Below are 22,789 nucleotides of genomic sequence, written 5' to 3' on the forward strand. Positions count from 1 at the left end.
TCGAGGGGTGAACGATGCAGCTTCTGTGTTGGGTCCGGCCTTTGCTGATCGCGCCGGCCGTCCTGCTCTGCCTGTCCGCGGTTCCGGCCGACGCTCAGATCCCGGATCTGAAGCTCGGGCGGGTGCCAACCCTGGCCCCCCTGGTCAAGGAGGTGACGCCAGCGGTCGTCAACATCTCGGTCGAGGGCCGGCTGCGGGAGGACAATCCGCTCTATCACGATCCGCTGTTTCGCGAGTTCTTCGACGTGCCCAAGCAGGTCGAGAAGCAGTTCAGCGCCACCGGCTCCGGCGTGATCGTCGACGCCCCGCGCGGCTATGTGATGACCGCCAATCACGTCGTCGAGCACGTCACGTCGGTGCAGATCCGGACCAAGGACGGCCGAAAGTTTGCAGCGCGGCTGGTCGGCCGCGATCCCGCCACCGATATTGCACTGCTTCAGATCAGCAATCCCGCCGATCTCAAGGCGATCGCGCTCGGCGACAGCGATGCGCTGGAGGTCGGCGACTTCGTGATCGCGGTCGGCAATCCGTTCGGTCTCGGCCAGACCGTGACATCCGGCCTCGTCAGCGCGCTCGGGCGCACCGGGCTCGGCAAGCAGGGCTATGAGGATTTCATCCAGACCGACGCGGCGATCAATCCCGGCAATTCCGGCGGCGCGCTGATCAATCTGCGCGGCGAGCTGGTGGGCATCAACACCGCGATCATCTCGCCGGGCGGCGGCAATGTCGGCATCGGCTTTGCCGTGCCGATCAACATGGCGCGGCGGGTGATGGAGCAGCTGGTACAGAGCGGACGGGTCGACCGCGGCCGCATCGGCGTCACGCTGGTGGATCTCGACGCGCCCGCCAATGGCCATGTTCAGGGCGCGCAGATCGCCGATGTCGGCGCCGGCTCACCGGCGGAACGGGCCGGCCTACGCAAGGGCGACATCATCGTCAAGGCCAATGATGTGCCGGTGCGCAGCGCCACCCAGGTCCGCAACCTCATCGGGCTGACGCCGGTCGGCCAGCGCGTCCGCCTCACCTTCGAACGCGATCGCGCGCAAGGCACTGCGGTGGTCGAAGTGGCGCCCATTCCGGAGGAGCGGGCGCACCCGAGAACTTCGGGGTGATGGCCGACTAACTAAGATGCCTTCGCGAGCCATGAGTCCAAACCGGTCGGACCAAGGCGTGCCGGGCCAAGCGGGACCAGCGAACGGTCATCGATTGGCACGCCATAGTACGAGGCGTGGGGATGACCGAGAACAGGACGGGCGTCCCCTGCTGCCTTCAAGCGGCGCGCTACGAAGGTGTTGAAGGGCGCTTTCTCCGGACCGGCGATGTCGATCGTCGCGTTGAGCGGAGCACCGGTCGCGACATCAGCAAGCACACTCACGACGTCGTCGGTCGCGATCGGCTGGAACAATGCCGAGGGAACGACGACCTTGCCGTGGACGACACCCGCATCGGCAATCGCGCCCAGGAACTCGAAGAACTGCGTGGCGCGAACGATCGAATATGGCAGGCCGGACGATTTGATCACCTGCTCCTGCGCCACCTTGGCCCGGAAATAGGCAATGTCGGGTGTGCGGTCGGTGCCGACGATCGACAGCGCAACGTGATGCCTGACGCCTGCAGCCGCCTCCGCAGCGACAAGGTTCCGGCTTGACGTCTGGAAGAAGTCGAGCACTGCGGCCGGCTCCCAACTGGGAGCATTGGAAACGTCGACCACGACCTCTGCGCCGGCGAGTGCGTCGGCAAGACCCTCGCCGGTCACGCTGTTGACGCCTGTCCGCGGAGAAGCGGCGAGGGCGTCATGTCCCTGCTGCTTGAGTGCGGCGACCAGTTTCGATCCGACCAGGCCCGAGCCGCCAATCACGACGATCTTCATGACACACTCTCCTGTCCAGCCAACGATCTTCAGCGCTTGATGACAGCAAGAAGATCTGGATCAACGAGGTTAGCATGCGTCGTGCACATCCGGTGCGGGAACTCTCGTAAACTTCCGAAAGCGCCATGCCGGAGCAGATTATCAGGCAGCGGTGCAAAGCGTCGCGAAAGAGAGACTTCGCCGCGGTTCCTTCAACTACGATCGTGGGCGCTGCTGGCTTGCCTAACGCGGCAGTTCCGCCAGGGCTGCGAGGATACGCGCCCAGGAGCGGATGCCCTTGTGGTAGCTCTTCAGGTCGTACTTCTCGTTCGGCGAATGGATGTTGTCGTCGTCGAGACCGAAGCCGACCAGCAGCGAGTCGAGGCCGAGCGTCTTCTTGAAGTCGGCGACGATCGGGATCGAGGCTCCGGAGCCGATCAACAGCGCCTCCTTGCCCCATTCGTCGGTCAGGGCCTGCTTGGCGGCGGCGAGCGGCTTCATGTTCCAGTCGAGCGCGATCGCAGGCCCTGCCAAATGGTCGCCGAACTCGACCGAGCAATCGCCGGGAATGCGGGCCGAGACGAATTCGCGAAATGCCTTGCGGATCTTGGCGGGGTCCTGGCCCTCGACCAGGCGGAACGACACCTTGGCTGATGCGTGTGCGGGGATGACCGTTTTCGAGCCCTCGCCGATATAGCCGCCCCAGATGCCGTTGATGTCGCAGGTCGGGCGCGAGGAGATCTGCTCGATCAGGAGGCGATCCTTCTCCCCGGCCGGAATCGACAGGCCGATCGGCTTCAGGAAGCTTTCGGGCGTCAGGTTGAGGCGCTTCCATTGCTCCAGGACATCAGGCGGCAGATCCTTCACCCCGTCGTAGAAGCCGGGAATGGTGATGCGGCCGTTGTCGTCGAACAGCCGGCCGAGGATCTCGGTCAGCACCCGGATCGGATTGCGCGCACCGCCGCCAAACACGCCGGAATGCAGATCGCGATTGGCGGCCTTGATCTTGACCTCCTCATAGAGGAGGCCGCGCAGCGCCACCGTGATCGCGGGCGTGTTCGGGTCCCACATGCCGGTGTCGCAGACCAGCACGTAGTCGGCCTTGAACTCGTCCTTGTTGGCTTCGAGGAACGGCACGAAATTCTTCGAGCCGACCTCCTCCTCACCCTCGATCATGGCGGTGATATTGAGCGGCAGCGAGCCGGTGACCGCCTTCCAGGCCCGGCATGCCTCGACGAAGGTCATCAGCTGGCCCTTGTCGTCCTCGGCACCGCGCGCGACGATGATCTTGCGGCCGTCGGCATGATCGGTGACCACAGGCTCGAACGGCGGCCGATGCCAGAGCTCGAGCGGATCGACCGGCTGCACGTCGTAATGTCCGTAAAACAGCACGTGCGGCTTCGAGCCGCCGTGACCGTTGCTCTTGCCAATGACGGCCGGATGGCCGGCGGTCGGCCGGACCTCGGTTGCGAAGCCGAGGGACGCGAGGTCCTTGGCGAGATGTTCCGCTGCCGCTTTGCAGTCCGCAGCGAAGGCCGGATCGGCCGAGATCGACTTGATCCGGATCAGCGCGAACAGCCGCTCCAGGCTGTTGTCGAAATCGGCATCGATGCGGTCGAGGACGGATTGAAGCTGCGCGCTGGCCATGGTCGCCAATTCCTTCAAGCTGATTGCTGCGCCGGTTTTAGCTCCATTGGCCGCGGCGAGCCAGCGACCTCCTGCAGAGGCGGATGCAGGATATGCCAGACCAGCGCGCCGGCCATGACGGCGGTCGCGGCAAGATTGTTGCCCCAGGCCTGGATATCCTTTGGAAATGGCGGCAAGGACAAGAGAAGCAGGATGCCGGAGAGCGCAAGCGCCAGCCAGGTCCAGAGCCGCACCCGCGGCCGCGGATCATAGGCGGCACGATGCATCAAGATCGTCATCGGGAAGAACAGCCACATGAAATAATATTGCCGCGCCAAGGGCGAGGCCACTGTCATCAGGCAGAACAGAATGCCGAGTTCCTCGGCATCCGAGCGCGGCGTGCGCCGTTTCTCACGCGGCATCACCGCGAGGAATCCCAGGCCCAACGCCAGCGACACCGCGAGCACGACGAGGTTGGCTTCCTTGAAGGAGATGTCGACGACGTTCATCGTCGCCGCAGGCTTGGACGGATCGTCCTGGTTGTAGTTCACCGGACGTGTCAGCCGATGCGTGACCGCGATGATCGACTGATTGACCCAGGACCAGTTCTGCTCGTCGCGCTGGCCAAAGCCCTTCTCCGAACTCCCGCCGACCATGCCCTGATACCAGGTCTTCAGCTCATCGATATTGTGCTGGAAGCCGCGCACCGGCGCCGGCACCACGAACAGAAACACCAGCGTGAACACGATCATGCTGACCGCCGCCGCCCATTGCCGGCGCCAGACCAGATACGGCAGCACCGCGACCGGAAACACCTTGATGGCGGTTGCGAGCGCAAACATGCTGCCGCCGAGCCAGGGTCGTGCATATGGCCGCGCATGCTGCATCAGCCAGAAGCCGTAGAGCATCAGTGCGAGCAGCATCAGGTTCGGCTGGCCGAGGTCGAACATGTCGAACACGAAGCTGATCGTCACAAAGCCCGGCAGGAAGTACAGCCATTGATTGGGCACCCTGCCCGACCCGGTCATCGCGTGCGAGAGCTGCGCCGTCATCCACCACGCCACCACGTTGAGCAGTGCCAGGCAGCTGTAGAGCGCAACCTTGCCGAACCAGGCCGGAATCGCGAGCAGCACCGCCGGGAACGGCGGATAGAGAAAGGCGAAATAGTCAGCCAGATTTTGCGGATAAAGATCCGCGCCACCGAGCACCTGCTGGCCGGCCCAGTACCAGAGCGGATAGTCCTTGCTCTTGCCGTGGCCCCACAGCTCCGGGACCAGCACATCAGCGATGAGCAGCACACAACAAATCAAGAAGAGTATGTCGACCGGCGCGCGCAGCGACGGCCATCTCAAGCTAGACGAAGTTTTGGACATCAGCAGGTCACGCAATCAGCAGACATGTTTATCGTCATCGCCGCAGCAATCCGCCGAGTGCGCCGCGCACCAGCGAGCGGCCGATCGAGCCGCCGAGCGAACCTCCGACCTCTTTACCCAGATCGGCGGCGGCACCGCCGACAACTTTGTCGGTCACCGAGCGGGCGATATTGCGGGCGATCAGTTGGCCCGTTGACAGCCGGCCGCGCCTGACATTGGTACCGAAGATGGTGGCGGCGATATCGCCGATCTTGCCAAGCACGCCGCCGGATGAGCTTTCCGTGGTCGCGGCCGTGCCGGCGATCCGCTTCTGCAACATTTCATAAGCGGACTCCGCATCAACAGCGGTGTCATATTTGCCCTTCACCGGGCTCGCATCCATGATCGCCTTGCGCTCCTCCGGCGTGACCGGCCCGATCCGCGCCGACGGCGGCCGGACCAGCACGCGCTCGACCATCGCGGGCGTGCCATTGCCTTCAAGAAACGACACCAGGGCCTCGCCCTTGCCGAGTTCCATGATCACTTGCGCGGTGTCGAGCTTCGGATTGGGACGAAAGGTTTGGGCGGCGGCAGCAACAGCCTTCTGATCGCGCGGCGTGAACGCGCGCAGCGCGTGTTGCACGCGATTGCCCATTTGGCCGAGCACACGATCCGGCACGTCGAGCGGGTTCTGCGTCACGAAATAGACGCCGACGCCTTTGGAGCGGATCAGCCGCACCACCTGCTCGATCTTGTCCATCAGCGCCTTCGGCGCGTCATTGAACAGAAGATGCGCTTCGTCGAAGAAGAAGACGAGCTTCGGCTTGGCGAGGTCACCGACTTCGGGGAGTTCCTCGAACAGTTCGGACAACATCCAGAGCAGGAAGGTCGCGTAGAGCCGCGGGTTCTGCAACAGCTTGTCGGCAACCAGGATGTTGATCATGCCGCGCCCGTCGCGGTCGGTGCGCATGAAATCCTGCAAGGACAGCGCAGGCTCGCCGAAGAACTTGGTGCCGCCCTGGTTTTCCAGCACCAGCAGCTGGCGCTGGATTGTTCCAATCGTGGCGCGCGTCACATTGCCGAACGACTGTGCGGCCTTGCGGATCGAGGCCAGCGGATCTTCCTCGCCGTCGGCACTCTTCTTGGCCGCCTCGGGAATGATCGCGTCGAGCAGCGCGCGCAGATCCTTCATGTCGATCAGCGTGAGCCCGTTATCGTCGGCGACCCGAAACGCGACGTTGAGCACGCCTTCCTGCACATCGTTCAAGTCGAGCATGCGCGCCAGCAGCAAAGGTCCCATCTCGGTGACGGTCGCGCGCACCGGATGCCCCTGCTCGCCGAACACGTCCCAAAATACCGTCGCAAACTGGTCCGGCTGATAGGTCAAGCCAAGTTCGCTCGCACGCTTGACGATGAAATCCTTGGGCTCGCCAACCTCCGCGATCCCTGACAGATCGCCTTTGATGTCGGCTGCAAAAACCGGAACTCCGGCGCGCGCAAACCCTTCCGCCATCACCTGCAATGTCACCGTCTTGCCGGTGCCGGTGGCGCCGGTGACCAGGCCGTGCCGATTGGCAAGTGCCAGCGTCAACCAGGCCGGCTGCTCCCCTTTGCCGACGAAGATCTTGTCCCCGGTGTCAGCCAGGGATGTTCCGGAGAGTGCCATTATAGCGGGTCTTTCACTCGTTTCTGTCTCGCGTTTGCGGTCGGCATCGGCCTGCCGGCATCATACTTGATCTCAAGTCCATTGAAACCAGCACGGCCTCAATTGACGGTCACACCGCCAGTCGCGCTCCGCCGACATGCGGTCAGAGCAGATATCGCGCGATTTGTCCGCAACTTTCATACCGTGTCTTGCACGGCTGCAACACTTTTGCCGCGATCGCGAATCGGCTCGCGCATTCGTGTTGTCTTTCATTGGTCGTCCGATCAAGATAATTCCTTAGCTGTGAAGTCCGGTCTTGGGGGGCCGGATCGAGGACGGGGCAAGATGGACGACAAGGTTGAGTGGCCGACCGCGAGGATCGGCAACGGGAGAGGTGTATCTGACGCGTCGGCAGAGACCGTCGGCATCATCCTCAGCTTCCGCCACGACGAAGGAACCTTCGAAACAGGTTCATGTGCGGATCGACGCCATCGCGCGCGCGGAGGCCGCGATTCCAGCAGCAATGAAGGTCGATCGGCGCCGCCACGCGATGGGCGCGTTCGAAACAGTCGGCGTCCACTTGATGAGCGCGATCTCGGGATCGCCGACATGCAGGCGGTTGCAGGTGAACTTTTCAAGTTCCGCCGCGACAAACTCGAAGCCGATCGAATGGGCGCGATCGTGGGCACACCGGGGCTGAGCCACTTCGCCTGAAGCACCTTCGCATATTGAGCATCATGACATACCCGATCACCGAGATTGAAGGCATGACCGCCTTAGCTGTGTCCAAGCTGAAGGCGCTTGGCATCCGGACCACCGACGCACTGCTCGAAGCCGCCCGCACCTCGAAGGGCCGCAAGGCACTGGCCGCCAAGACCGGCATCAGCGAGCAGCAACTGCTGGAGTGGGCGAACGTCGCCGACTACATGCGGATTCCCGGCATGGGCAAGGCCAAGGTGGGGCTGGTGCGTGCAGCCGGCGTGACCACGGTGCGCGAGCTCGCCCATCGCAACCCGGCACGGCTGGCGCAGAATATCAAGGAGGTCAATACCAGGCGCAAGCTGGTGCGGATCCTGCCTTCGGAAAAATCGATCGGACACATGATCGAGCAGGCGCGCAAACTGGACCCGAAGATCAGTTATTGAAACGGCGGGCGGTGCCAAGCCGGCCCACGCCGTGTCGACCTTGACTCCGTGGCTGCGACCGCGCAAAGCGGCAGCATGAGTGCGCCCGTGCCACAATCCCATCCGACGCCGGCTTCAGCGGCGCATCCGCTGCTGCGCGGATGGCTGGCGCAGCCGTATCCGGCCGTGATGGGCATTCTCAACGTGACGCCGGATTCGTTCTCGGATGGCGGTCGGTTCGACGCGCCGGACCGTGCACTCGACCAGGCCAGGCGCATGATCGCCGAGGGCGCCGATATCATCGATATCGGCGCAGAATCCACCCGCCCCTATGTCGGCGCGGCGCCGGTGTCAGCCGAACAGGAACTGTCGCGACTTAAGCCTGTTCTGCGAGATGTCGTCTCGCTCGGTGTGCCGGTCTCCATCGACAGCATGAAGGCCGAAGTGGTCGCATTTGCATTGGAGCAAGGCGCTGCGACCGCCAATGATGTCTGGGGTCTGCAGCGCGATCCGGAGATGGCAAAGATCGTAGCAGCCCACGACGTGCCGGTCGTCGTAATGCACAACCGCCTCTCCGTCGATCCCGCGATCGACATCATGAAGGACGTGCGCGACTTCTTCGTCCGCTCCCTGGATATTGCCGCAAAGGCCGGCATTCCCGAGGGCAATCTTGCGCTCGATCCCGGCATCGGCTTCGGCAAGACGCCGGAGCAGAGCATGACGATGCTGGCGCGGCTCGATGAGCTCGCCTGCTTCGGCCTGCCGATCCTGGTCGGCGCCTCGCGCAAGCGCTTCATCAGCTCCGTCGCGCCGTCGGAGCCGCACCAGCGCCTGGGTGGATCGCTTGCGGCGCACCTTATTGCCGCGAGGCACGGCGCCAAGATCATCAGGGCCCATGACGTCGCCGAGACAGTACAAGCATTGCGCGTGGCCGCCGCGATTGAGATGAAACGATGACCGACACGATTTTCATCAAGGGGATTCTGGTCCACGCCCGTCACGGGGTGCTGGAGCATGAGAACGAAGTCGGACAGCGCTTCGTGATCGACCTCGAGCTTTACACCGATCTGTCTGAATCGTCGCGAACCGATAAGCTTGCAGATACCGTTTCCTACTCGAACGTGGTCGCAAGCGCGACTGCCGCGTTCAAGGACACCAATTACAGATTGCTGGAGCGCGCCGCCGGTGCCGTTGCCGACGCGATCCTGTCGAGCTTCGAGCGGATCCATGCCGTCAAGGTCACCGTCCACAAGCCGCACGCGCCGATCGCCGCGATCTTCGAGGACGTCGGCGTGGTGCTGACGCGCTCACGAAAATAATGGCAAGCGCGCTGATCGCTCTCGGCGGCAATGTCGGCGATGTGCAGGCAAGTTTTCAGCGCGCCATCCCCGAAATCTGCCGGCGCGCTCAGGCGCGGCTCGAGGCGCGCTCCGCCGATTACCTCACCCCGCCCTGGGGCGAGACACAGCAGCCGCCCTTCATCAACGCCTGTATTGCGATCGAGACGCAGCTCGATCCGCATGCGCTGCTCGCGACCTTGCACGAGGTCGAGCGGATGTTCGGCCGCGACCGGGCGCAGGAGAGCCGCTGGGGACCGCGGACGCTCGATCTCGACCTGATCGCCTATGACGATGTCGCGATCGACACACCCGAACTGAGCTTGCCGCACCCGCGCCTGTTCGAACGCGGCTTCGTGCTGGTGCCGCTGGCCGAGATCGCCCCCGACCGGCTGATCGCCGGCCGCCGCATCCGGGACGCACTTGCAAATGTTTCGCACGACGGAATCACGCGCCTGCCCGCTCCCGGCCAGCCGTCTTAGGAGCCGAAACAACCGTTTGGCTTGGCCAGCGCGGCGTGGCAATTTGCGGCCAACGTGAAGCAGGCGCCCGGGAGAGTTAAGCCGAATGACATCCGTAACCGAGGAGCTGCGGTTGGCCGCCGAGTTCGCGCCGGCTGGCTACGATCAGTGGCGCAAGCTGGTCGACGGCGTGCTCAAGGGCGCGCCTTACGAAAAGCTCGTCGGCAAGACCTATGACGGCTTGGCCATTCAGCCGATCTACAGCCGCGCCAAGGATGCGTCCCTGCTGGCCGGCCGCTCCGCGGCAGCCCCATGGCAGATCATGCAGCGGGTCGATCATCCTGACGTCGCCAAGGCCAATACCCAGATCCTGACCGACCTCGAGAACGGTGCCACCGGTCTCGAGATCGAATTCCAGGGCGGGCCCGGCGCGCGCGGCTTCGGCATCGCAGATGCGGAGCCAGCAACGTTACAACGGCTGTTCCAGGGCGTCATGTTCGATGCCGGCATCTCGATCGCACTCAATCCCGTGCTCGGCCGCGGCAACGCGGGCGAAGCGCTTGCATCCCTCATCGAAGCCCAGAGCGTCGATCCCGCCGGGGTCGATCTCCGCATCAACTATCAGGCGCTTTCGACCATTGCCGTCCGCGGCAGCGCTGCCGCTGCGTGGTCCGAGATGGAGGGGCCGTTTGCAAAGGTGGTGCGCGGCCTCATGGACCGCGGCTTCAGGCGGCATCTGGTGCTGGCAGATGGTCGCCCGATCCATGACGCCGGCGGATCGGAAGCGCAGGAGCTGGCCTTCGCGCTGAGCTTGGGGCTCGCCTATCTGCGCACGCTGGAAGCCGGCGGCATCGCGCTCGACGAAGCCCGTGCGGTGCTGTCCTTCCGCCTGTGCGCCGATGCCGGCCAGTTCCTCACATCAGCGAAATTCCGTGCCCTGCGTCTGCTGTGGGCGCGGATCGAGCAGGCTTGCGGCCTGACGCCGAAGCCCCTGTTCATCGCCGCCGAAACCGCCTGGCGCATGCTGACGCAGCGTGACCCCTACGTGAACATGCTGCGCGCCACGATCGCCGTGTTCTCCGCTGGCCTCGGCGGCGCCAACGCGATCACCGTGCTGCCGCACACCCTCGCGCTCGGCCTGCCGGATGCGTTCGCGCGACGGGTGGCGCGCAACACGCAGCTGATCCTGGTGGAAGAGAGCAATCTCGCCCGCGTCGCCGATCCCGCGGCCGGCTCCGGCGGCATCGAAGCCCTCACCAAGGAGCTGTGCGAGGCCGCCTGGACACTATTCCAGGAGATCGAAAAGGCCGGCGGCGTGTTCGCCGCGTTGCAGTCGGGGCTGATCCAGACCAAGGTCGCCGCAACGCGTCAGGCGCGCGCCGCCAACGTTGCCAAGCGGCGCGAGGTGCTGACCGGCGCCAGCGAGTTTCCCAACCTGGACGAAACCGATGTCGCGGTTGACGCAGCCGTGCCGGTCGCACTCGCGCCTGTGGTTGCGCCGAAAATCAGCTTCCAAGCCCTTGCCCCTCTGCGGCTTGCCGAACCATTCGAGCGGCTGCGCGACCGTTCCGATGCGCGGCTAAAGAGCAAAGGCAACAGACCGTCCGTATTCCTGGCCAATCTCGGCACGGCCGCCGACTTCACCGCACGCGCCACTTTCGCCAAGAGCTTTTTCGAAGCCGGCGGCATCGTTGCGATCAATGGCGAGGGATCAACCGACCCGGCCGCTTTGGCCGCAGCCTACAAGGCGTCCGGCGCCGCGCTGGCCTGCCTCTGCTCGTCCGACAAGGTCTACGCAGACACCGCTGTTTCAGCCACCAAGGCCCTGAAAGAAGCCGGTGCACGGCATATCTATCTGGCAGGCCGTCCCGGGGAGCAGGAGGCGGCGCTGCGCGCGGCTGGCGTCGATGGCTTCGTCTTTGCCGGCTGCGACGCGCTGACAACGCTCGAGGACGCCTATACGCATCTGGAGTGAGCATGACCGACGACACCAAGCCCCTGCTGACCGGCGGCTGCCAATGCGGCGCCGTCCGCTTCGCGTTCAAGACCACGCCGAGCAAGGTCAGCATCTGTCATTGCCGGATGTGCCAGAAGGCGACCGGCGCGCCGTTCGCCTCCTTTGCCGAGATCGACCGCGAGAACTTCGCCTGGACGCGCGGTCGGCCTGGAACCTTCCGCTCCTCGACCATCGCCGAACGTTTCTTCTGCGCCGCCTGCGGCACCCCGCTCGGCTTCGGGCGCATCGATGGGCCGCGCATCGAGATCATGACCGGCAGCTTCGACCGGCCGGACCGCGTGGTCCCGACGCGCCAATACGGCACGGAATCCCGACTCGGCTGGGTGGTCGGAATCTCCAACCTGCCGAGCCAGACCACGATGCAGAATTATGGACCCGAGAAGATGGCGACCATCACGAGCCACCAGCACCCGGATCATGATTGATGTTTCACTTGGCCTTTAGGATTGTTGAGCTGTTCTTGGAATTCGTGCCGCGGCTGTTCTCGGACGCGATGCAGAACAAGGGCTTTGACGATCCGGCCTACACGAAGAATGTCCAGGAACTGATCGCACGCAACAAGCGATTTGAGGAAGTCCAGGAATGAGCCGGATACCGAACTTTGCCGATATCACCTTCGCGCCCACGGCCGTCCCTGTGCCCCCTGGCGCCGCCGAACCCTGGCTCACGCCGGAAGGCATCCTGGTGAAGCCGGCCTATGGCGAGGCCGATCTCGCCGGCATCGACTTCCTCGACACCTGGCCGGGCATCGCGCCCTACCTGCGCGGCCCCTACCCGACGATGTATGTCAACCAGCCCTGGACGGTCCGGCAATATGCCGGCTTCTCCACGGCGGAGGATTCCAACGCGTTCTACCGGCGCAATCTCGCGGCCGGGCAAAAGGGCCTGTCGGTCGCCTTCGACCTCGCCACCCATCGCGGCTATGATTCCGACCATCCGCGCGTCGCCGGTGACGTCGGCATGGCCGGCGTTGCGATCGATTCCATCTACGACATGCGCACGCTGTTCTCCGGCATTCCGCTCGACCAGATGAGCGTGTCGATGACCATGAACGGCGCAGTGCTGCCGGTCCTCGCCCTCTACGTCGTTGCCGCCGAGGAGCAAGGCGTTGCGCCGGGAAAGCTGTCGGGCACCATTCAGAACGACATTCTGAAAGAGTTCATGGTGCGCAACACCTACATCTATCCGCCGTCGCCTTCGATGCGGATCATCTCCGACATCTTCGCCTTCACCTCGCAGCGGATGCCGAAGTTCAATTCCATCTCCATTTCCGGCTACCACATGCAGGAGGCCGGCGCGACACAGGACCTCGAGCTCGCCTACACGCTGGCCGACGGCGTCGAATATTTGCGCGCCGGCATCGCCGCCGGCCTCGACGTCGACCGCTTCGCACCGCGGCTGTCGTTCTTCTGGGCGATCGGCATGAACTTCTTCATGGAGGTCGCGAAGCTGCGCGCGGCGCGCCTGCTCTGGGCCAAGCTTCTGAAGCCGTTCAATCCGAAGGACCCGCGCTCGCTGTCGCTCCGCACCCACAGCCAGACCTCCGGCTGGTCGCTGACCGCGCAGGACGTCTACAACAACGTGGTGCGAACCGCGATCGAGGCCATGGCGGCGACACAGGGCCATACCCAATCGCTGCACACCAATGCGCTCGACGAAGCTTTGGCGCTGCCCACGGATTTCTCCGCCCGCATCGCCCGCAACACGCAATTGTTCCTGCAGCAGGAGAGCGGCACCACCCGCATCATCGATCCCTGGGGCGGCTCGTTCTATGTCGAACGGCTCACGCAGGATCTTGCGGCCAAGGCCTGGGGCCACATCCAGGAGGTCGAGGAGCTCGGCGGCATGGCCAAGGCGATCGAGGCCGGGGTGCCGAAGCTCCGCATCGAGGAAGCCTCCGCCAAGACGCAGGCGCGGATCGATGCCGGCCGGCAGTCGGTGATCGGCGTCAACAAGTACAAGCCGACCGACGAGCCGCCGCTCGACGTGCTCAAGGTCGACAATTCGACCGTGCGGCGGCTGCAGATCGACAAGCTGTCGCGGCTGCGATCCGAGCGTAATCAGACCGAGGTCGATGCGGCGCTTGCCGCGCTGACCCGCTCGGCCGGGGAAGGCAATGGCAATCTCTTGGCGCTCGCGATCGATGCCGCGCGCGCCAAGGCCACCGTCGGCGAAATCTCGGACGCGCTGGAGAAAGTGTTCGGCCGCCACCGCGCCGAGATCAAATCCATTACCGGCGTCTACAAGCGGGAGGCCGCGAGCATGTCTGCCAAGGTCGACAAATTGCAGGTGCTGATCGAGGCGTTCGAGGAGGCCGAAGGCCGCAGGCCGCGCATCCTGGTCGCCAAGATCGGCCAGGACGGCCATGACCGTGGCCAGAAGGTCATCGCCTCGGCCTTCGCCGATCTCGGCTTCGACGTCGATATCGGGCCCCTGTTCGCCACCGCCGACGAGGCAGCCCGCCAGGCGGTCGAGAACGATGTTCATATCCTCGGCGTATCATCGCTCGCCGCCGCCCATCTCACCGCAGTGCCGGAATTGAAGACTGCGTTGAAGAAACAGGGGCGCGAGGACATCATGATCATTGTCGGCGGCGTGGTGCCGCCGCAGGATTATGACGCGCTCTACCAGGCCGGCGCCGAGGCGATCTTCCCGCCAGGCACCGTGATCGCCGATGCCGCCGAGGAGCTGATCCATAAGCTCAACGCCCGCCTCGGCCACAGCGAGGCGGCGGAGTAGCCGACGTTCAAGCCGCTGAGCTCCCTTGGTGTCACGGCGCGGCCGGTGCAGCCGCGTGATGCCGGCAATTGAACCTGCTGTGAGCGGGATCGCACAGATCACCAAGCAACGGATCCGATCATCACCATGTCTCCCGTCAAATTGAGCCTCGCCCTGCTCCTCGGGCTGTTCTGTGTTCATCCCGCGCTCGCCGCCGAGCCCAAGGCCGAGCCCAAGCCCGACGCCACGATCAACACCAAGGCGATCGAGGCCGCTGTGACGCTCGCCCCCGAGATCAAGTCCGATCCGGCGCTTGCCGCCTATTGCCTTGCCGAAGGTCGGAAGTGGATCGACAAGCAGGCCGCCGATGCGGCCAAGGAGCACAAGCAAGACCCCGCGCTGTTCCGCGACGGCAAATGGTCGTTCGAACGCAAATATTCAGTGCGTTCGAATGTCGCCGATCGCTATGTCAGCGTGGTCCGGGATGACTACATGGATATGCGCGGCGCCCACCCCAACAGTGACGTCAACACCGTCCTTTGGGACAAGGCCGACAACAAACCGATCAGCATCCGCCCGTTCTTCGCTGAGACGGCGGACAATGGCCCGACCATGAAGGCCATGCTGAAAGCCGTGATCACTGCGCTGAAGGCGGAGAAAAAGAAGCGGGACGCCGGCAACGACAATGACGACTGGTCCAAGGGGCTGGAGCCGAAGCTGCTGAAGATCGGCGCAGTGACACTGGCGCCGTCGACGGACGCCGGCAAGAGCTCCGGCCTCACCTTCCACTATCCGCCTTACGCGGTCGGTCCCTATGCCGAAGGCGAGTACGTCGCCTTCGTGCCGTGGGAAACGCTCAAGCCTTATCTCACGCCGGAAGGCACGCGGATCTTCGGCGGCGGCCGGCCAAAAGGCGATGCGGAAGAAAACTAGCCGATGACCGTCTATCGGCTATAACGGACGGCATGTCCCCACGATCAGCCGCCCTGTCGCCCGATATTGCCGTCTTGGCCCGCGATCTCCGCGCCGGCCAGCGCGCCGCGCTGGCGCGGGCGATTACTTTGGTCGAGAGCCGCCGTGCCGATCATCAGGCTGCTGCGCGCGAGCTGGTTCAGGCGGTCTTGCCGCAGACAGGTCAGGGCATCCGGGTCGGCATCACCGGCTCGCCGGGCGTCGGCAAGTCGACCACGATCGACGCGCTCGGCATGTATCTGATCGAGCAAGGTCACAAGGTCGCGGTGCTCGCGGTCGATCCGTCGTCGGCGCGCACCGGGGGCTCCATCCTCGGCGACAAGACACGGATGGCGCGGCTGTCGCACGCCGACCACGCCTTCATCCGCCCTTCCCCGTCCTCCGGCACGCTCGGCGGCGTCGCGGCCAAGACCCGCGAGGGGATGCTGTTGTGCGAGGCTGCCGGCTTCGACGTCATCCTGGTCGAGACCGTCGGCATCGGACAATCCGAAACCGCGGTGTCCGACATGACGGATTTCTTTCTGGCGTTGATGCTGCCCGGCGGCGGCGACGAGCTGCAGGGCATCAAGAAGGGTCTGGTCGAACTCGCCGACATGATCGCGATCAACAAGGCCGACGGCGACAACGTGAAGCGCGCCAACGTCACCGCTGCGGATTACCGCGGCGCGCTGCATCTGCTCAGCCCCCGCTCCGAGCACTGGCATCCGCCGGTGGTGACCTATTCGGCATTGACCGGCGCCGGCATTGCCGGGCTGTGGCAGAAGGTGCTCGATCATCGCAAGGCGATGACGGCGTCGGGCGAATTCGCGCAGCGCCGGCGCGAGCAGCAGGTGAAATGGATGTGGTCGATGCTCGAACAACGGATCATGGCGAAGCTGCGCACCGATACCGCTATTCGCGCCAGGGTGAAGAAGCTGGAGGCCGAGGTGGCGGAAGGGCACGTTGCACCGGCAGTCGCCGCCGAGCGGCTCGCGGAGATGTTGCAATGAGCCAAAAGCTTCGCATCCTCATCACTGGCTTCGGCCCCTTCCCCGGTGCCCCGTACAATCCGACCATGCCGCTGGTGAAGCGGCTGGCGGAACTCCGCCGGCCCGCGCTCGACGGCGTCGAACTCACCAGCCACATCTTTCATGTGACCTATCGCACCGTCGATCGCGAGCTGCCCGAGCTGATCGCGCGCGTCAGCCCCGACGCCATCTTGATGTTCGGGCTGGCCGGGCGCACGGCGCATGTCCGGATCGAGACCCGTGCCCGCAATGCCGTCACGACCACGTTCCCCGATGCCGATCGCACCGTCGCGCGTAAGGGGTCGATCGTTCCTGGCGCGGGGCCGATGCTGTTCGGCCCCCACACGGCACGGCTTCTGCGAGCGGCACGCGCGACTGGGATCGACGCACGCCCATCGCGCGATGCCGGCAGCTATCTGTGCAACTACCTGAGCTGGCGCGCGATCGAGGCGACGCAGGCCGAGGGAGGTCCGCGGCTAGCCGCCTTCATCCACATTCCCCCGCTGCCACGCGACGGCGCAGCTCTCTCTCAGGGCAGCGGGCGGATCACGCTGGAGCATCTGGTCGATGCCGGCGAAGCCATGCTGATGGAGCTGGTGACCCTGACCCGGCGGGCATCAGCTACGCGAATCCACAGCTCGGAATGAGGCGTAGATTTCATCGCCCAGCCGATTAGCCCTCTTCATAGCAAGAGGCCCCGCCCGTGCGGGCGAGGCTCAGCTCGGACATCGCTCAGCTTGCTTTGAGCTGCCGCGCCCGGGTCTACCAGGCACCGCGGCGCCGGTACCTCCATCCACCGAGCAACCGAAGCACGAGCAGGAGAACGACGGCGCCGATGAAAGCGTTGAGGATTGCAGACACAAGCCCGACACCAAGATGAATACCGAGTCTTGGCAATAACCAGCTGCCAATGAACGCACCGAGGAGACCGACAATCAGGTCCCCGATCAAGCCGAACCCACCGCCTTCCATCACGCGGCCGGCAAGCCACCCTGCAATGATTCCGACGAACAGAATCACCAGCAGGCTCTCATTGGATAGATGCATCACCTTCTCCTCGTCGAGCGATTCGTCGGAACAATGTCGGCGCCTGTCATTGGTTCCGACGAAGGCGGCACCTTTGAGTGAAGATTTAACCCTACCCGTAACAATCGCCGGGGCGCGCGCTCGACCTACCATCAGGATTGAGGGTTTCGGCCTAAGTGATGGCTGAACATCATCTTTTGCGTGAGGCGCTCACAATGGCCGTCAATCGCCGCAGTCTGTTGGGCGCATCAGCGGCCGGTGCAGCCGGGGCATTCGCGCAGCCTGCCGAACCTGCGCGCGCCGCGCCTTTGATTTCCACGCTCGGCCGCGACGCGACGCAATATGGCGTGCGGCCCAATCACCCCGACGATCAGACGCGCGCGTTGCAGCGTGCGATCGACGAGGCTGCGCGGGCGCAGCTGCCCTTGGCGCTGCCCCCCGGCGTCTACCGCACGGGCATGCTGCGGCTCACGGCCAGCACGCAGCTGATCGGCGTCAGAGGTGCCAGCAAACTGCTCTTCACGGGCGGCAGTCCGTCCATGCTCCTCGGCGAAGGCGCCGACACGATGAGCCTGAACGGGGTGACGCTCGACGGCGGCAATATCCCCCTGCCCGCCCGTCGCGGCCTGCTCCATGTCCTCGGCGGACGCGACGTCCGCATCACCGATTGCGAGATCAGGAATGCCGGCGGCAGCGGGATCTGGCTCGAACAGGTCTCGGGCGAGATCAGCGGCAACATCATCACCGACATCGCCGTGACAGGTATCGTCTCCTTCGATGCGCTCGGCCTGATCGTCGCGCGGAACACGATCCTGGCGACCTCCGACAACGGCATCGAGATCCTGCGCACAGCCATTGGTGACGACGGCACGCTCGTGACCGACAACCGGATCGAGAACATCAAGGCAGGGCCCGGCGGCTCCGGACAATACGGCAACGCCATCAACGCCTTTCGCGCCGGCAATGTGATCGTGCGCGGCAACCGCATCAAGAACTGCGACTACTCTGCCGTGCGCGGCAACTCGGCCTCGAACATCCAGATCACGGGCAACAGCATCAGCGACGTGCGCGAGGTCGCGCTGTATTCCGAGTTCGCATTCGAAGGCGCTGTCATCAGCGGCAACACGGTCGACGGCGCGGCGTTCGGCGTCTCCGTCTGCAATTTCAACGAAGGCGGCCGCATCGCCGTGGTCCAGGGCAATATCATCCGCAACCTGATCCCGAAGCGACCGATCGGCACCGCGCCCGACGACGACGCCGGCATCGGCATCTATGTCGAGGCGGATGCCTCCGTCACCGGCAATGTGATCGAGAACGCACCGTCTTTCGGCATCGTCGCCGGCTGGGGCAAATATCTGCGCGACGTGGTGATTTCGAACAATGTGATCCGCAATGCGCTCGCCGGCGTCGGGGTGTCGGTCGTTCCCGGCGCGGGCCATGCTGTGATCAGCAACAACATGATCTCAGGCGCGCCGCGAGGCGCGGTGGTCGGGCTCGATCACATCAAGCCGGTTACGGGCGATCTGACGCAGGACGGCGCAGAGCGTTATGCGCAGCTCATGGTGGCTGGCAACGCGTTTGCGCGCTGACGCTCTCAGAGCGCGTGGCGCAGCGCCGGATAACGGCGCTCGATCTCGTCGAGATCGAGCAGCCGCGGACCGACATCGGACTTGATCCCGACGCTCAAGGCCTGCTCGAGCGCCGCCATGTCGATCCGCGGAGCACTCGGCGCAGGCTCGGGCGCGACCATCTGCTCCGGGACCACGATATCGGATTCAGCGAAAACGGTGTCGATCGTCGGCGGGACCGCGATCGGCTGGAGAACCGGCCTGCGAGGATCGATGGCGGGCCCGAGCCGCCGCTGCGACACCGGGGAGGGTTCGATATGCCTGCGGGGAGCGGCAGCCTCTCGAGCGGGGCTCTCGCCGAGTGACAGCGCTCGCCAGGTCTTCACAGCCGCCTTGGCTTCCCGGATGTTCTCGAGAAGGGATCGTTCGGTGTAGTAGCGGCGCCAACGGCCGCTCTCGAACAGCTCGGTGAGATGATCCAAACGCCGCTGCGCGAGCGCGCACCAACGTTCGGACAGCTCGCGGCTGCACGCCACGTCTGGTCGATGTGTCATAAGGAGCCCGCAAAAAGAGGGACGGACGCGACTTACTCGGCACGACTCAACACAACGTGACGGCAATATTTTGTGGAGAAGGTTAAAAAAGTCTAGCTAACGCCACTATTTTTGCCGGGACAGCCGTAGTCCCGCGGGCGATGCGAGAGCATGCCGGCGCTAGAACATCTCTCAAATTACAACTCAGCCGTCGGCGCATCCGCAACAAACAACGATCAATTGCAGATTTCCGGCCAGCAAAGCTATTTCGCCAAAGCGGAAGACCCGTCCGGGGGGACAACCGGACGGGTCAAAGCCATATGGGCGCTAGGGGTGGATGGGCGCTCGCGCCCGCATATAGCCCTGGGGAGGGATTTCCGCTCCCACGCTTATTTGTCGCCATCGATCTGATGCACGTTCAAGCGATGGGGTGGATTTTTCGGCCATTCACGAAAACGTTGGCCTGGGCGCCCGCGCCCTATTGCTGGGCCGGGCGAACCGCAGCACCGCCCCGGGGATGGCTCAGTTGCCATGCCGGTTGCCATGGCTGAGACCGGCGGCGGCGCGCGCAAGTCGCGCGTCTGGACTGAGTCCGTTGCATCGTCAGGCTTCGGCTCGCTCGGGGTGGCGGACATGGCTGCCGGCTGCTCCGGCCCTGCGGCCTGCACCGCGGCGTAGGCATCCGCCTCGCCCGCACCGAACAGATCATCACGTCCGGGTGTCCCGAGATCGCGCGCGGTCGCCGCAAGCACGGCTCGCACCCTTTCCGGCTTGAGCACAGCATTGCGCTCCAAGATCAGCGCGACAACTCCGGTGACGTAAGCGGCTGAAAACGACGTACCGGACGTGATCTGATACTTGCCGTCGGGCGCCGGAAGGAAGATGTCCGCGCCCGGCGCGGCGATGGCGATGTAGGTGCCGCGGTTCGAGGCCGGCAGCAGCTGATCCTTTGCGTCGGTCGCGCTGACCGCGATCACATTCGGATTGGCGGCCGGATAAAGCGGCGGCGATTTCGCCCCGGCATTGCCCGCCGCCGCCACCAGCACGACGTCCTTGGCCGCGACAGCCGCAATCGCACGCTCGATCAACGGATCCTGAGGCCCCGCAAAGCTCATGTTGACGATCTGCGCACCGTGCATCGCAGCATAATCCAGCGCCTTCAGGATCACGTAGGAGCTGCTCTCAGGCCCCTTCCCGCCTGCTTTCGCGCTCACGCCGAAGGCGCGGATGGCGAGGACGCGCGCGAACGGCGCGCTGCCCATCAGCCGCGCATGCGATACGATCGCCCCGACGATACCGGTGCCGTGCACGTGCGGCCCTTCCTGGCTGCCGAGCGCGTCGAAAGCATCAAGCGCGGCATCGATGAATTCCGGATGCCTGAGATCCACGCCGGAGTCGATCACGGCGATGGTCACATTGGCGCCCTGGGCCACGCTGTGCGCTTCCGGCAGCCGCAATTTCGCCAGCGCGTATTGCGCGGGGTCTCCCTCGGCCGAAGGCGGCTTCTGATCCTGCAGCCGGTAGCGATAGTTCGGCTGCACGCCGCGCACGCTGGCGTCGGCAGCCAGGTCGCGGCTTGCCGCCTCGACCGAGCGGCGATCGGTGATGCGGAACAGCCCGATCGTCGCCCCGATCAGCGGAAACTCGCTCGAGTCGAGGCGCCGCAGCCGGTGACGGCGGGCGAGGTCATCTGCTTGCTGGGCGGAGAGCGCGCCGTCGATCTCGGCGACGATTTCGCCGGGGAATGTGTTGAGATCTGCCGCCCCCGCCGGCGCGGCGTTGTCTCTGCGCCGTTGCGCGCTCTTGCTGATCTTGCCCTTGCCGCCGCCCTTCCCGCCATCGGCCGTCGAGGCCGACTTGTCGATGCACGCGCCGTCCGCGTCCCGGTTGGCAGCGCTGCATGTGGACGACAGGTTCGGCGAATAGCGCACATTGGGCAGCACCGGCCGTACCGCCATGGTGCCGGTCAGATGGGGCGTTGGCGTGCGCTCGCCGATGTTCGGATTGATGCTGGGGACCCGGCTCTGAATATTGATGCTGGGGCTGCGCAGCATGGCCTGGGCGTGCGCCGATCCACCCATGAGCAGCGGCAAGGCCACGATGGCGATGGCGCGGCGGATTTGTCCTGACAGCTTCGGCGCGGGATGGACCATGGACCTCGAAGCTCGTTCTCGCAATGCCGGTTACGGCGCGGCCACCGCGAGGCTGACGAGCTTTTCATGCTGCAGCCGGCTGAGCAGGTTATCCGCATCAGCCTTGGACATCGCGCCAAATTGCAGCTTGAACATGCCGCCCGTGGCGCCACCGACGATCGAGGCGTGATAGCTGTCCAGCAGCGTCGTGATGTCGGAGATGCGCGCATCCGGAGCAAAGCGCACCAACGCATGCACGGGTACCCCCGTCTGCGGCTCCAAGGACCGCGTCACAGGCGCGCCGTCGTCCGCCCTCTCGTTCGGGCTCAGAGACGCCGTCTGATAGGTGGCCGTCTGCTCCTTCATCAGGAACGTGCCGATCACGCCGGCCTGCAGCAGCACGAGCAGCGCACCAAGGCTCCCCGACAAGGCCAGCGTCCGCGGCGACAGGCTGTCGAAAAAGCCCAATAGGCGCCCAATGAAGCCGCGCGATATCGCGGGGCTTTGCGCCGGCTCGGCCTCGATCGCGGCGAAAAGCTTCTGCATGGCCCGCATCGACGGCGCGCCGAGGCTTTCATTGAGCCCGATGGTCTCCGCATATTCCTGCTGGATCACGGCATACTGCCTGGCAAGCTCGGGATCCCGCGCCAGCGCTTCCTCCACGCGCCGGGTGTCCGGCAGATTCAAGGTGCCGGCGGCGTACCAGGGCAATAGGAGTTCGATGTCACTGGGCTCGTGGTCCAGCATTTTTCTGCTCAAAGCCATCATGGCCAGCCTCGCTCAATGCCGGCCGCTTTCAAGAGTTCGGCCAATTTCTTGCGCGCATAGAACAGGCGCGTCTTGACGGTGTTTTCCGGGATTCCGATGATCTCAGCCACCTCTTCCACGGACTTCTCGTGGTAGTAGACGAGATCGACGATCTCCCGGTGGTCCGACGAAAGGCCGGTCAGGCACTTCCGCAAGGCTTCCCCGGTATTCTTCTTCTGTGTCGCCACTTCCGGATCGTCGGACGTGTCCTCGATCGCGTTCGCGGCCTCGTCTTCCAATTCAACATCCTTGCGGCGGCGCAGCGCCGAAAGGGCCTTGAATCTCGTGATCGCCAGGAGCCAGGTCGAGACGGCGGATCGGCCTTCGAACTTGCCAGCCTGACGCCAGACATCGAGGAACACCTCGCTGATGAGGTCCTCCGCGACCTGTTCGTCCCGCACGAGCCGGAGCCCGAAACGGTACACCCTGACATGGTGCCGTCCATACAGCACCTGCATGGCGAGCCGGTCGCCTTGAGCGATCCGGGCGATCAGGGTTTCATCCGATGCCGCCTGTGTCACGCTCAATGGCCGTCTCGCAAGTTTGGTCGGGGGGAAGGCGCCCGCGGTTCGATCGGGTCCGCAAAAATCTTCAACTTACCGGAAAGGTACGGTC

General features: G+C 64.6%; 23 protein-coding genes. 14 read left to right on the plus strand and 9 right to left on the minus strand.

Annotation, left to right across the window (positions count from 1 at the left end; genetic code table 11):
• The first annotated feature begins 14 nt into the window (after window positions 1–14).
• Window positions 15–1,112, plus strand: a complete 1,098-nt coding sequence (locus tag BRAS3843_RS24040) for a trypsin-like peptidase domain-containing protein (protein WP_008971679.1) — start codon at window positions 15–17, stop codon at window positions 1,110–1,112.
• Window positions 1,113–1,123: 11 nt separating this feature from the next.
• On the opposite strand, the gene BRAS3843_RS24045 is transcribed toward BRAS3843_RS24040, so the two are convergent.
• From BRAS3843_RS24045 to BRAS3843_RS24060, 4 genes are all read right to left on the minus strand, one after another.
• The gene (locus BRAS3843_RS24045) at window positions 1,124–1,870 is read right to left on the minus strand and encodes an SDR family oxidoreductase (protein WP_008971680.1); all 747 of its coding nucleotides are present in this window, start codon (window positions 1,868–1,870) and stop codon (window positions 1,124–1,126) included.
• Window positions 1,871–2,092: 222 nt separating this feature from the next.
• A complete protein-coding gene (locus BRAS3843_RS24050) occupies window positions 2,093–3,496 on the minus strand; it encodes a M20/M25/M40 family metallo-hydrolase (protein ID WP_008971681.1) in 1,404 nt (467 codons plus the stop codon).
• A gap of 14 nt (window positions 3,497–3,510) precedes the next feature.
• Window positions 3,511–4,848 (minus strand): glycosyltransferase family 87 protein, encoded by a 1,338-nt coding sequence (locus tag BRAS3843_RS24055; protein WP_035982597.1) that lies wholly within the window; start codon window positions 4,846–4,848, stop codon window positions 3,511–3,513.
• A gap of 34 nt (window positions 4,849–4,882) precedes the next feature.
• Window positions 4,883–6,493 carry a helicase HerA-like domain-containing protein gene (locus tag BRAS3843_RS24060; RefSeq protein WP_008971683.1) on the minus strand — a complete coding sequence of 537 codons (1,611 nt, stop codon included), beginning with the start codon at window positions 6,491–6,493 and terminating at the stop codon, window positions 4,883–4,885.
• A gap of 324 nt (window positions 6,494–6,817) precedes the next feature.
• Between BRAS3843_RS24060 and BRAS3843_RS40910 the strand changes: the two genes are divergently transcribed.
• The 12 genes from BRAS3843_RS40910 to BRAS3843_RS24115 all read left to right on the plus strand — a co-directional run bounded on the left by BRAS3843_RS40910 (window position 6,818) and on the right by BRAS3843_RS24115 (window position 16,755).
• Entirely contained in the window at window positions 6,818–7,186 is a 369-nt protein-coding gene (locus tag BRAS3843_RS40910; RefSeq protein WP_139024958.1) for a hypothetical protein, read from the plus strand.
• A gap of 23 nt (window positions 7,187–7,209) precedes the next feature.
• Window positions 7,210–7,617 carry a DUF4332 domain-containing protein gene (locus BRAS3843_RS24070; protein ID WP_008971685.1) on the plus strand — a complete coding sequence of 136 codons (408 nt, stop codon included), beginning with the start codon at window positions 7,210–7,212 and terminating at the stop codon, window positions 7,615–7,617.
• 75 nt (window positions 7,618–7,692) lie between these two features.
• The gene (folP, locus tag BRAS3843_RS24075; protein WP_008971686.1) at window positions 7,693–8,553 is read left to right on the plus strand and encodes a dihydropteroate synthase; all 861 of its coding nucleotides are present in this window, start codon (window positions 7,693–7,695) and stop codon (window positions 8,551–8,553) included.
• Complete coding sequence (gene folB, locus BRAS3843_RS24080) at window positions 8,550–8,915, plus strand: dihydroneopterin aldolase (RefSeq protein ID WP_008971687.1); 366 nt, start codon at window positions 8,550–8,552, stop codon at window positions 8,913–8,915. Before folP ends, folB begins: the two co-directional genes overlap by 4 nt.
• Complete coding sequence (folK, locus tag BRAS3843_RS24085) at window positions 8,915–9,415, plus strand: 2-amino-4-hydroxy-6-hydroxymethyldihydropteridine diphosphokinase (RefSeq protein ID WP_008971688.1); 501 nt, start codon at window positions 8,915–8,917, stop codon at window positions 9,413–9,415. The genes folB and folK overlap by 1 nt, the downstream gene beginning before the upstream one ends.
• A gap of 85 nt (window positions 9,416–9,500) precedes the next feature.
• Entirely contained in the window at window positions 9,501–11,369 is a 1,869-nt protein-coding gene (locus BRAS3843_RS24090; RefSeq protein WP_008971689.1) for a methylmalonyl-CoA mutase family protein, read from the plus strand.
• Window positions 11,370–11,371: 2 nt separating this feature from the next.
• Entirely contained in the window at window positions 11,372–11,836 is a 465-nt protein-coding gene (locus tag BRAS3843_RS24095; protein ID WP_008971690.1) for a GFA family protein, read from the plus strand.
• An 8-nt stretch (window positions 11,837–11,844) separates the two neighbouring features.
• Entirely contained in the window at window positions 11,845–11,997 is a 153-nt protein-coding gene (locus tag BRAS3843_RS41670; RefSeq protein ID WP_175361152.1) for a hypothetical protein, read from the plus strand.
• Window positions 11,994–14,150, plus strand: a complete 2,157-nt coding sequence (scpA, locus tag BRAS3843_RS24100; protein ID WP_008971691.1) for a methylmalonyl-CoA mutase — start codon at window positions 11,994–11,996, stop codon at window positions 14,148–14,150. The genes BRAS3843_RS41670 and scpA overlap by 4 nt, the downstream gene beginning before the upstream one ends.
• Window positions 14,151–14,276: 126 nt before the next feature.
• Window positions 14,277–15,062, plus strand: coding sequence for a DUF3298 and DUF4163 domain-containing protein (locus BRAS3843_RS24105; protein WP_008971692.1), 786 nt, complete (start codon window positions 14,277–14,279; stop codon window positions 15,060–15,062).
• Window positions 15,063–15,094: 32 nt separating this feature from the next.
• Window positions 15,095–16,090 carry a methylmalonyl Co-A mutase-associated GTPase MeaB gene (gene meaB / locus BRAS3843_RS24110; RefSeq protein ID WP_008971693.1) on the plus strand — a complete coding sequence of 332 codons (996 nt, stop codon included), beginning with the start codon at window positions 15,095–15,097 and terminating at the stop codon, window positions 16,088–16,090.
• Window positions 16,087–16,755: a pyroglutamyl-peptidase I gene (locus tag BRAS3843_RS24115; RefSeq protein ID WP_008971694.1), complete on the plus strand. Its 669-nt coding sequence runs from the start codon at window positions 16,087–16,089 to the stop codon at window positions 16,753–16,755. Before meaB ends, BRAS3843_RS24115 begins: the two co-directional genes overlap by 4 nt.
• A gap of 115 nt (window positions 16,756–16,870) precedes the next feature.
• On the opposite strand, the gene BRAS3843_RS24120 is transcribed toward BRAS3843_RS24115, so the two are convergent.
• On the minus strand, window positions 16,871–17,155 hold the full coding sequence (locus BRAS3843_RS24120) for a GlsB/YeaQ/YmgE family stress response membrane protein (protein ID WP_008971695.1): 285 nt from the start codon (window positions 17,153–17,155) through the stop codon (window positions 16,871–16,873).
• A 194-nt stretch (window positions 17,156–17,349) separates the two neighbouring features.
• On the opposite strand from BRAS3843_RS24120, the gene BRAS3843_RS24125 reads away from it, so the two are divergent.
• On the plus strand, window positions 17,350–18,723 hold the full coding sequence (locus BRAS3843_RS24125; RefSeq protein WP_008971696.1) for a TIGR03808 family TAT-translocated repetitive protein: 1,374 nt from the start codon (window positions 17,350–17,352) through the stop codon (window positions 18,721–18,723).
• A 5-nt stretch (window positions 18,724–18,728) separates the two neighbouring features.
• Here BRAS3843_RS24125 and BRAS3843_RS24130 read toward each other — a convergent pair whose 3' ends face one another.
• From BRAS3843_RS24130 to BRAS3843_RS24145, 4 genes are all read right to left on the minus strand, one after another.
• On the minus strand, window positions 18,729–19,256 hold the full coding sequence (locus tag BRAS3843_RS24130; RefSeq protein ID WP_035982588.1) for a TIGR03809 family protein: 528 nt from the start codon (window positions 19,254–19,256) through the stop codon (window positions 18,729–18,731).
• 368 nt (window positions 19,257–19,624) lie between these two features.
• Window positions 19,625–21,316, minus strand: a complete 1,692-nt coding sequence (locus tag BRAS3843_RS24135) for a S8 family serine peptidase (protein ID WP_244425456.1) — start codon at window positions 21,314–21,316, stop codon at window positions 19,625–19,627.
• A gap of 102 nt (window positions 21,317–21,418) precedes the next feature.
• Window positions 21,419–22,135, minus strand: coding sequence for a hypothetical protein (locus BRAS3843_RS24140; protein WP_035982590.1), 717 nt, complete (start codon window positions 22,133–22,135; stop codon window positions 21,419–21,421).
• Window positions 22,132–22,701 (minus strand): sigma-70 family RNA polymerase sigma factor, encoded by a 570-nt coding sequence (locus BRAS3843_RS24145; RefSeq protein WP_008971701.1) that lies wholly within the window; start codon window positions 22,699–22,701, stop codon window positions 22,132–22,134. Before BRAS3843_RS24145 ends, BRAS3843_RS24140 begins: the two co-directional genes overlap by 4 nt.
• Window positions 22,702–22,789: the final 88 nt, after the last annotated feature.

Source organism: Bradyrhizobium sp. STM 3843 (assembly GCF_000239815.1).
GTDB lineage: Bacteria > Pseudomonadota > Alphaproteobacteria > Rhizobiales > Xanthobacteraceae > Bradyrhizobium.